Consider the following 10,826-nt stretch of genomic DNA (forward strand, 5'->3'; position numbering starts at 1 on the left):
GAAGTGCCACGAGTCCGGGGGGTTACACGCTGCGTTTACTTCCGGCGGCCAGCACCCATAGTGAGACATCGCAGACACAGACACCGTCTGGGTTTGTGAGAAGTCTCTCAGAAACAGAATCGTCACACTTGACGGCTTAAACAGAGAATCGCCCCGACGGGGCCGATACTGGGGGAAGTGTGTCTTCGAGCGAGAAACGACAACACCCGGGTGGAGCACCTCCCGGAGGTCCGGTGGAGCACAGGCGACGGCGGCTCCTCCTGGCGGCGACCACCTTCCTCACCCTGTCCTGCCAGCCCGACGGCGCCCCTTCCGCCACGGCCGTCGGAGCGCCGGGGCCCCAGCCCATGGCGGAGGCGCAGACGAGGCAGGTGAAGCCCGCGCCCCAGAAGGTCGCGGCGCCCCGCTGCGCGCGCACGGTCCACGCGGACGTCGTCGCGCTGGACCAGGTGTACACGTACAACCGGCTGGGCTCGTTCAACCCCACGGGGATGATCTACGCGCTGCTCGAGGACGTGGAGCCCATCAGCCCGAGCAAGCCCCTGGGGCCCGGCAACACGCGCCTCAAGACGAGCAAGCGGCCTCGTCCCCTCACCTTGCGCGCGAACGTGGGGGACTGCCTCCACGTGAAGTTCTTCAACTGGCTGGCGCCCACGCGCGCCGCCATCCCGAGCGCGAACGAATCCCAACCCGGCGTGAGCAAGGCGGGGGGCTCCACCACCCTCTCCTTCCTGCGCAAGGTGCTGCCCACATGGGTGTGGACGCCCACCTATGACCCGGTCGAGTCCCTGGTGCAGAACAAGGCCGTGGGGGGCCGGTGGTTCGGGTGGGGTCAGGAGCAGGAGGCGGAGAACGACCACCGCGACAACTCCCCCGCTACGCGCCACGCCTCGCTCCACATCCAGGGCCTGCAGTACTGGAGCATCGACTCCGACGGGGCCTGGGTGGGCCGGAACACCAGCAGCCTGGTCCCCTCCGGCGGACAGACGGACTACCACTGGTATGCCGACCACGAGGGCGTCTTCTTCTTCCACAGCATGGGCGCCTCGTTCGGCGGCGAGGGCGACGGCGGCTCCACCGCGCAGGGCCTCTTCGGCGCCATCAACGTCGAGCCTTCCGGGAGCGTCTGGTACCGCTCCAAGGTGAGCGCTTCGGTGCTCAAGTCCGTCACCACCGGCCTCAACCCGGACGGCACGCCCCTCATCGACTACGCGAAGCTGGACGACACCGGGCGCCCGCACCTGGCCATCCTCGACGCCAACCACAAGATCCGCCACGGCGACCTGGAGGCCATCATCACCGGCTACACCAAGACCGTGATGGGCACCCGCTCGTCCATCGACCAGGGCCACTTCCGCGAGCTCACCGCCATCTACCACGATGAGATCAAGGCGGTGCAGGCGTTCGACGAGCTGGAGTGGAACCCCACCTTCCACAGCGTCCGCGACGGCTTCGGCGTCAACTACGGCGTGGCGGGCCTGGGCGCGGAGCTGCTCGCCAACCGCGCGAAGATCGGCCCCACCAAGGACTGCGTCACCTGCGAGTACGAGGAGTTCTTCCTCGAGTCGTGGGCCAACGGCGACCCGGCGATGAACGTGGAGAAGGACGCCAGCGGCAAGGCCGTGAGCGCGCTCTACCCGGATGACCCGTCCAACGTGCACCACAGCTACCTGGGCGACCCGGTGCGCATCCGCAACATCCACGCGGGCCCCGCGGAGACGCACGTCTTCCACCTGCACGCGCACCAGTGGAAGTACTCCCCCGGCGTCGAGGACTCCAACTACCTGGACTCGCAGACGGTGGGCCCCGGCTCCGCCTTCACCTACGACATCAACTTCGGGGGCTCGGGCAACCGCAACTTCACCGCGGGCGACTCCATCCACCACTGCCACCTCTACCCGCACTTCGCGCAGGGCATGTGGGCGCTGTGGCGCGTGCACGACGTGTTCGAGGCCGGCACCAAGGACCGCCGCCTGCCGGACCCGGAGATCTCCGGTGGCACGCCCAACCCCGCCGTCATCCCCATCCCCCAGCGGGCCATGCCGCCCATGCCCACGTACGTCGCCACGACGGTGACCACGCCCTCGGGCCCCATGTCACGGCCCGCGTTCCCGGGCTTCCCCTTCTACATCGCCGGCCTGCCGGGCCGACGCGCGCCACAGGCGCCGCTGGACCTGGAGTACGACGGCGGCCTGCCGCGGCACATCGTCACCAACGCGGTGGGCCCGGTGGCCTACGGCAACTCGGGGCGCTTCGACGTGGACCCGACCGCGCTCAACATCAAGCTGCTGCCCCACGACGGCACGCCCACGGAGAAGGCCGCCATGGCGTTCCACGCGGGCGAGTTCCCCAGCAGCGCCGGCGCCGTGGCGCCCACGATGGCGCCGCTCCACGCGGACCCCGCCTTCGCGGAGCTGGCGCGGTACTACCCCGGCTACACCGCGCTGGGAGGCACCGGGCGGTTCCTGGTCAACGGCCGCAAGCCCGTGGCCGGCGCGCCGTTCGCGGACCCGTGCCCCGAGCGCACGACGCAGCGCAACTACCGCGCGACGTATCTCCAGGTGGCCATGCAGCGGGTGAACCGCGCCGGGTGGCATGACCCGCAGGCGCGGCTGATGGTGCTCAACGAGGACGTGCCCGCCACCCAGGACGGCAAGCGCCCGCCAGAGCCCTTCTTCTTCCGGGCCGCGTCCGGCGAGTGCATCAACTTCTACGCCACCAACATCATCCCCGCGCACCTCAACCCGGACGACTTCCAGATCTACACGCCCACGGACATCATCGGTCAGCACATCCACCTGGTGAAGTTCGACGTGATGGCGGCGGATGGCGCTGGCAACGGCTGGAACTACGAGGACGGCACGCTGTCCTCCGACACGGTGGCGCACCGCATCCACCTGGCCAACGCGGCGGGCGGCGCGTTCGCGGCGGACGGCACCGTGGGCGAGTCGGGCCCGCGCGTGTACTTGAGCGCGCCGGCCACCCACCCGCGCATCCCTCGCGCGCCGGGCACCGCGCAGACCACCGTGCAGCGCTGGTGGGCGGACCCGCTGCCCAGCAACACCGGCCGCAAGCACCCGCTGGAGACGGTCTTCACGCACGACCACTTCGGCCCGTCGTCCCATCAGCAGCACGGCTTCTACGGCGCGCTCATCGTCGAGCCGGAGGGCTCCAAGTGGAGGGACCCTCGCACGGGCGTCTACTTCGGCTCGCGCGTGGCGGACGGCGGACCGACGAGCTGGCGCGCGGACGTCCTCACCGCCAACCCCGCCGACAGCTTCCGGGAGTTCGGGCTGGCCTTCGCGGACTACGTGCCGCTGTACGACGAGTGCGGGCAGCCGGTGAACCCGCCCAACTACAAGGAGACGAAGCTGCCGTGGGCCGTGGACTTCGAGTCGGTGCCCATGCCGGAGGCCATCAGCGCGGCGGACCCGGGCGGGATGACCATCAACTACCACAACGAGCCCATCCCCCTGCGCATCAGCAGCCGGTCCTCCTGCAGCGGCCGCGTGCAGCGGCTCGGCGCGCGGGGCGACATGGCGAACGTGTTCCGCTCGGACATCCACGGCGACCCGTACACGCCGGTGATGGCGGGCTACCCGGGCGACAACATCCGCATCCGCCTCATCCAGGGCGCCCAGGAGGAGCAGCACTCCTTCACGCTGCACGGCAACAAGTGGCTCAAGGAGATGTATGACCCGGACAGCGGCTACTACAACGCGCAGGCCATCGGCATCTCCGAGCACTTCGAGTTCAACCTGACCGGAGGCCTGCCGCAGATCATCGGTCCGTACGAGACGGCGGACTACATGTACATGAGCGCGTCCACGGGTGACCTGTGGAACGGCCTCTGGGGCATCCTGCGCACGTACAAGCACCGGCAGCGCGGCCTGCGCTCGCTGGCGGACGTGGCGATGCTCGCGGCGGACGAGAACCCGAAGCTGCAGGTCTTCACCCCGCGAGGCGCCGCGGAGCCCCAGGCGCAGGCGTATCCGCCCATGGAGCTGCTGGACCTGCCCGAGGAGGCGGGCCTGGAGGTGATGGACCCGGAGAAGGAGCGCGACTCCGTCCAGGACTCCTACGAAGTGGACGAGGAGGGCAAACCGGTGAAGCCGCGCCTGGTCGAGCACGTCATGGCGGACCGCGACGGGATGATGCGCGTCGACAAGGACCTGGTGCTCAAATACGAGGAGCTGGGCTGGTTCGGCATCAAGCCCGTCAAGACGGACTCGTGCCCCGTGGGTGCGCCGGTGCGGCTGTACCGGGTGTCCGCCATCGACGCGAAGACGTGGCTGTACGGCAAGCGGCTCGTCTACAACGACGCGCACAAGATCTACGACCCGGACGCCATCATCTTCGCGCAGGACGCCCACCTGCCCGCGCTGAAGAACGGCAGTCGCAAGCCCGAGCCGCTCATCCTCCGCGCCCGCGCGGGCGAGTGCGTCCAGGTGGTGCTGACCAACCGGTTGCCGTCGAGCCCGCTGACGAAGCTGAACACCTGGGCGCACCACGCCGCCATCACGCCCTACTTCAACGTGAACCAGGTGCGGATGTCGAACCACGTGTCGCTGCATCCGCAGCTCGTCAACTACGACGTGAACGTGGATGACGGCGCCAACGTGGGCCTCAACGCGGTGCAGACGGTGCCGCCCGGCGGGGTGCGCACGTACCGGTGGTTCGCGGGCGAGTTCAAGAGCTCGCCCTTCGGGATTCCGTTCCCCTGGGGGCGCCGCACGCCCATGGAGCTGGGCATCGTCAACCTGCGCAACATGGCGGACGTGGTGAACCACGGCATGCACGGCGCCATCGGCGCGCTCATCATCGAGCCGACGAACGCGTACTGGATGACGGACCCGGGCACCGAGGCCCAGGCCTATGTCTCGCACACCCTGCCGGACGGCACGCAGGAGACGTTCCGCGAGCTGGTCGCCCTCCTCCAGGATGACCTGGGCCTGCACAGCGACGACTCCACCTTCTGGGACACGGACGGGCTGGAGAGCGGCACCGCGCTGCGCAACACCGCGGGCATCGACGACTCGCAGGACACCGGGCAGAAGGCGTTCAACTACCGCACCGAGCCGCTGTGGGCTCGGCTGGGCGTGCCGCCGCAGACGAGCCCCGAGGCCATCAACGACTTCGACCTGCACCACATCCTCGCCTCCAGCGTGCACCAGGACCCGGCCACGCCGCTGTTCCGGGCGAAGCCGGGAGACCCGCTGCGCTGGCGCTTCGGTCACCCGTCAGGACACTCGCGTCAGCACGCGCTCTCCGTGCACGGCGCGGAGTGGCGCCGCAACCCCTGGCGCGCGGGCAGCCAGTCGCGGGTGATGGGGCCCAACGCCTCGTCGCCCATCATCTCCACGCAGGGCGGCGCGTCGGTGATGCAGTCGTACACGATGATTCCCGAGTACGGCGCCGGGGGCATCACCCAGTCCTCGGGTGACTACCTGTACCGCGACCACTCCAGCTTCCTGTGGAGCGGCGGCGGTCTGTGGGGCGTGCTCCGGGTGGAGTAGCGCGCGTGTGGCAACCCTCGGGCGGCGTGGCGCGAGTCTGCGCCGCGCCGCCCCGTCCTCTCGTCGTCTCGAAGCACCCTCCTCATGATGCGCAAGAGCCTCGTCCTCCTCGTCTCGGGTGTGCTGTTCGCGGGCGCCCTCGCCACCGTGCACGGCGCCCTGCGCCCGGACGCGTCGCCACCTCTCGAAGACCCACCTCCTCCGCTGCCCGCGGCCCCGGTCTTCGCGGAGCGCGAGGGTGTCCGCGTGTCCTTCGACCTCGCGCTCAAGGCGCGCCCCCGCGAGGCCGCCGCCGGGTCCGCGCTGCAGGGCACCGCGCGCTTCATGCTCGCGGACGCGAAGACCGGCGCGCCCCTCCAGGGACGGCGCGTGCTGGGCTGGATGGCGCCTCGCGCCCCGGGCGCCGAGGCTCCGGACGACGCGGCCTGCAAGGAGCGCGTGAAGTCCTATCTGGGGGGACTGCTCTCCACGAAGGCGGAGGTGGACCTGAACGCCTATTGGTTCCTCACGCTGAACCATGACCAGACGGTGTCGGTCATCAACCCGCAGCTCGCCTTCGAGCGCACCAAGCTGCACAGCCTGGTCTCCCTGGGCGGCGAGGTGGCGGACTGGGCGCTCCTGAAGGACCGCTCCGCGCTGTACGCGACGGTGACCAGTGGCGACAGCGTGTCCGTGGTGGACCTGCGGCGCTTCCTCACGACGCGCACGATTCGCGTCGGTCAGCGCCCCGGGCGCATCGTGGTGGCGCCCGACGGCCGCACGGCCTGGGTGAGCAATGACGGGGACGGCACGGTGAGCATCCTCGACACCACGGCGCACACGGAGCTGGCGGCGCTGGAGGTGGGCGCGGGGCGCCACGAGGTGACCTTCTCCGACGAGGGTCGCACCGCGTGGCTCACCAGCACGGAGGCGGACGCGCTGACGGCGGTGGATGTCGCGTCCCGCGAGGTGCTGGGCACCGTGAGCGTGGGCGTCGGCGCGGGTGACGTCGCGTGGAGCGCCGTGGCTCGCGCGGTCTTCGTCGCGCAGCCGCGCACCAGCGAAGTGCTCGTATTGGACGCGGGGCGGCGTGAAGTGTCCCGCCGCATCGCGGTGAAGCCGGGGCTGGGGGCGCTGAGGCTCGACCGCACGGGGCGCTGGGCCTTCCTGCTCCACCCGGACGCGGGCAGCGTGGACATCATCGACGCGGCGACCAGCCAGGTAGCGCACTCGCTCCACGGCTTCGCCGGGCCGGACTCCGTCGTGTTCACCGATGCGTTCGCCTACGTGCGCAACACCACCAGCGGGCGCGTGTCGCTGGTGGACCTGAGCACCCTGGGCGGCGCGAGCACTCCGTCCGTGGTGAACGTCACCATGGGGCAGCTGGCGCCGGCGGATGCGCGTGGGCTGGGACGCTCCGACCCCATCGCCGCGCTCCCGGAGGGCAATGGGGTCATCGTCGCGGGCGCGGCGGACCGGGCGCTGTTCCTCTACCAGGAGGGCATGATGGCGCCGCGCGGGACGCACCTGAACTACGGCCGCGAGCCTCGGGCCGTGCTGGTGCTGGACCGCTCCCTGCGCGAGGTGGAGGCCGGGACGTACACGGCCACCGCCACGGTGCGCGAGAACGGCACCTACGACGTGGCCTTCCTGCTGGACAATCCACGCACCATCGTCTGCATGGCGTGGAAGGTGGGAGGCGTGCCCGAGGACGCGGCGCTCGCGAAGAAGCTCCCCCTGAAGCTCACGCCGCGGTTCGACCCGGCCCGGCACTTCACCGCGGGGACCTCCACGCCCTTGCGCTTCCGACTGGAGCCCACGCCGGGCATGGACCCGCGTCCGGTGGGGCCCGAGGAGGTCCGGGTGTTGATGTTCAAGACGCCCGGGACGTGGCAGTGGCGCACCGAGCCTCGCCTCACCGACGACGGAGACCTCGAGGTGGACTTCGCCCCGCCCTCTCCGGGCCAGTACAAGCTGGTGGTGGGCGTGGAGAGCCGGAACATCGACCTGGGTCGCCTGCCGCACTTCACCTTCGGCGTCGTCGAGGCTTCGGCTCCGACGCGCGCTTCCCTCTCCGAGGTCGCACGATGACTGTGTCCATGCGCTCGCTGTTCGTGCTGCTCACCCTGTGGAGCGCCCTCGCCGGGGCCGAGGACGTGGCGGTGCCCACGCCGCCCAGGGACTCCGCCTCGTTGCGCATCGAGGTTCCCGACGTGGAGCTGGTGGACCAGACGGGCCGCCCGGTGAAGCTGTGGTCGGACCTGGTCCGTGGCCACGCGGTGGCGATCAACTTCATCTTCACGCGCTGCAAGACCATCTGCTCGCCGATGACGGCCACCGTCGCGCGCGTCCAGAAGGAGCTGGGGCCGGACAGTCCGGTGCGCTTCATCTCGATCACCTTGGACGTGGCCAACGACACGCCCGAGCGCCTCGCGCGCTTCGCGGCGCCCTTCCAGCCTCGTCCGGGTTGGTCCTTCCTCACGGGAGACCCCGCGAAGGTGAAGCAGGCGCTGGTCGCATTGGGGGGCTATGTGCCGGACAGGGAGGCCCACCGTCCCACCGTGCTGGTGGGCAATGCAGTCTCCAACACGTGGACACGGGTGGATGGGCTGGGCGCTCCGAGCGCGTTGCTCGCCGCGATTCGTGAGGTGCAGGCCGCTTCGGCGGGGCCGTCCGAGCTGCGCGGTGCCGCGCCCCAGGACGATGCGCGCGCGCAGGACGAGGCTGCGGCGAAGTACTTCACGAACACGGAACTGGTGGACCAGGACGGCCGCACGCACCGCTTCTACGAGGACCTGGTGCGAGGCAGGAAGGTGCTCATCAACTTCGCCTTCACGTCCTGCAAGGGCGCGTGCTCGCCCATCACGAAGCACCTGACCCAGGTCCAACAGCGGCTCGGTGAGCGCGTCGGGCGGGACATCACGATGATCACCCTCTCGGTGGACCCGGCGAACGACACACCGAAGAGCCTGGGGGCCTTCACGAAGAAGCTCGGGGTGAAGCCCGGTTGGTACTTCCTCACGGGGGCGCGAGAGAACATCACGCTCGTGCTGAAGAAGCTGGGTGGCTACGTGGATGACCCGGATGCACACAACACCACGCTGCTCATCGGAGACGCGGCCACGGGCGTGTGGGTGAAATCCCCGGCGATGGCGCAGGTGGAGAACATCGTCCACGCCGTCGAGAACCTGAATGCGCCGAGGTAGTCCCATGCGCGGTCTCGGAGGCCTGTCCGTGAATGCGCGCCAGCACCACGTCCTCCTGATGGTGCTCGCTTCGGTGTGGTTCGGTTGCAAGTCGGCCTCGACGCCCGAGGATCCCGAGCATGCCCGGCGTGGACGCATGCTGTTCCAGCGAGGGCAGAGTGTGCGTGGCATGCCGCTGGTGGGCTTGCTCGCGCCCGAGCGCGTGGAGCTCGGCGGCGAGGTGGCCGCATGCGCGCGATGCCACGGCCCCGCGGGACGCGGGAGCGCCGAGGGCGGCGTGGAGGTGCCCGACATCACGCCGGGCGCGCTCTTCCACTCACGCCCCCGCGCCGTGGGCGAACTGGAGGACAGGTCGCGGCCGGCCTACACGCGCGACACGCTGCTGCGCGCCATCACCGAGGGCCGCTCCGCGAGCGGCCGGACGCTGAGCGTGGCGATGCCTCGTTACGAGCTGGACGACCTCTCTCGCCGGGAGCTGCTGGCGTACCTGGGTGAGCTGGGTGAACGCCCCGACCCGGGAGTGAGCCCCACGACGCTCACGGTGGGCGCGGCGCTGCCGCTCACGGGGAGCCTGGGGCCCGCGGGTCGGGAGGCCGCCGCGGTCCTGCGCGCGGTGTTCGACGACGTGAACGCGCGGGGCGGCCTGTTCCGCAGGCGTCTGGAGCTGGTGGTGGAGGATGACGCGGCACAGGTCCCCTCGCTGCAGGCGGATGCCACGGAGCGCCTCCTGGAGCGTGGCGTGCTCGCGCTGGTGGGAAGCCTGCGTCGAGGACCTCGAGCCTCTGATGCGAGGCTCACGCGGGAGGGGGTTCCGCTCGTGTTGCCGCTGGCCTTGCGTGGCGGAACCTCCGACGTGGACAGCCCCGTGTTCTTCCTCTACCCGGATGAGCCCTCGCTGGCGCGGCTCGCGGTGCAGTGGCTCGCGAACAGCCAGGAGCCTCGTTTGCGGCGTGCTTCACTCGTCGTGGCGCACTCGGGAGATGACGTGGGCGCGGAGTGGACCCGCGCCGTGAAGGACGAGATGACGCGCCGGGCGCTGCCGTCCATCACGGAGCTCGTCCTGCCTCGAGGACTCCCGGACGAATGGCCAGCGAGGCCCCCCGTCGCGGTGCTCTATGCGGGAGCACCCGAGGAGCTCGCTCCACTGCTCCGATGGTTGGAGGCTCGAGCCCCGTCGGTCCTGGTGCTGGCGCCAGCCCGCCTCGCGCGGCCGGAGGTCGTCGGGGCGACCTCGTTGCAGCTCCGGTTCCTCTCGCCCGTGGGCCTGGGTGAGCGCGCGCCCAGGCTGGAGGCCTTCTCCGAGTTCATGGCGCGTCATGGCCTCGAGCAAGGCCACGCCGCCTTCCAGCTCGGAGCCTACGCGGCGGCGCGAGTGCTCGTGGAGGCACTCACGCGCACGGGCGCGGAGGTCACCCGCGCGAGCTTGATGCTCCAGCTCGAATCCCTGCGGGATTTCGATACAGGCGTCTCGCCGCCGCTCACCTTCGGCGTCAACCGCCGCGTGGGGGTGCAGGGAGGACAGCTCGCCGCGCTGGAATCGGGCACGGGTCGACTCGTGCCCGCGTCGGAGTGGCTCCCCTTGTCGCCGTGACGACGCCCCACCGGTCGCATCCGCTGCCTCTGACGCCGCCGCGGCTCAGCGCGCGCGGACCCGCTCCTCCGACGCGTCCCTCGGCAGCTCGATGACCACCTCGGTTCCGAAACGACGCGGCTCCGGAGCGACATAGGCCCGGCCACCATGTTGCTCCGCCACCTCGCGGACGATGGACAGCCCCAGTCCGGTGCCCGGCGTGTGCGCCGTTCCAGCCAACCGGTGGAATGGCTCGAACACGGCCTGGTGCTCCGCCAGCGGAATCCCCGGCCCGGCATCCGCGACCCGGACTTGATAACGCTCCCCCTCGCGAACGAGCCGCACTTGAATCTCACTGCCCGCGGGCGAGAACTTCATCGCGTTCGACAAGACATTGTCCACCGCCTGCCGCAGGCTCCCCGCGTCGAAGAGGGCCTCGGCTGGCGCCGACACCTCCGCGCGAATCAGCAACCCGCGTCGCTCGGCTTCCGCGCGCGCCCCCTCCACCGCCTGCGCGACGAGCCGCGACAGGTCTCCCTGTTTCCGGTCCCACGC

The 10,826-nt window shown here is 70.4% G+C and carries 5 protein-coding genes; 4 read left to right on the forward strand and 1 reads right to left on the reverse strand.

Going from position 1 to position 10,826, the window contains the following annotated elements:
- The first annotated feature begins 233 nt into the window (after nucleotides 1–233).
- From FL311_RS20190 to FL311_RS20205, 4 genes are all read left to right on the forward strand, one after another.
- The gene (locus FL311_RS20190; protein WP_228556975.1) at nucleotides 234–5,516 is read left to right on the forward strand and encodes a copper oxidase; all 5,283 of its coding nucleotides are present in this window, start codon (nucleotides 234–236) and stop codon (nucleotides 5,514–5,516) included.
- Nucleotides 5,517–5,600: 84 nt separating this feature from the next.
- Nucleotides 5,601–7,586, forward strand: coding sequence for a hypothetical protein (locus tag FL311_RS20195; protein WP_228556976.1), 1,986 nt, complete (start codon nucleotides 5,601–5,603; stop codon nucleotides 7,584–7,586).
- Nucleotides 7,583–8,701 (forward strand): SCO family protein, encoded by a 1,119-nt coding sequence (locus tag FL311_RS20200; protein WP_141327207.1) that lies wholly within the window; start codon nucleotides 7,583–7,585, stop codon nucleotides 8,699–8,701. Before FL311_RS20195 ends, FL311_RS20200 begins: the two co-directional genes overlap by 4 nt.
- Before the next feature lie 4 nt (nucleotides 8,702–8,705).
- On the forward strand, nucleotides 8,706–10,292 hold the full coding sequence (locus FL311_RS20205; protein ID WP_228556977.1) for an ABC transporter substrate-binding protein: 1,587 nt from the start codon (nucleotides 8,706–8,708) through the stop codon (nucleotides 10,290–10,292).
- Nucleotides 10,293–10,337: 45 nt separating this feature from the next.
- Here FL311_RS20205 and FL311_RS20210 read toward each other — a convergent pair.
- Nucleotides 10,338–10,826 (reverse strand): sensor histidine kinase KdpD (locus FL311_RS20210; protein ID WP_141327209.1); only part of this gene is annotated, 489 nt, incomplete at its 5' end.

The sequence above is a fragment of the Myxococcus sp. AB025B genome (assembly GCF_006518215.1).
In the GTDB taxonomy this organism is placed as follows: domain Bacteria; phylum Myxococcota; class Myxococcia; order Myxococcales; family Myxococcaceae; genus Myxococcus; species Myxococcus fulvus.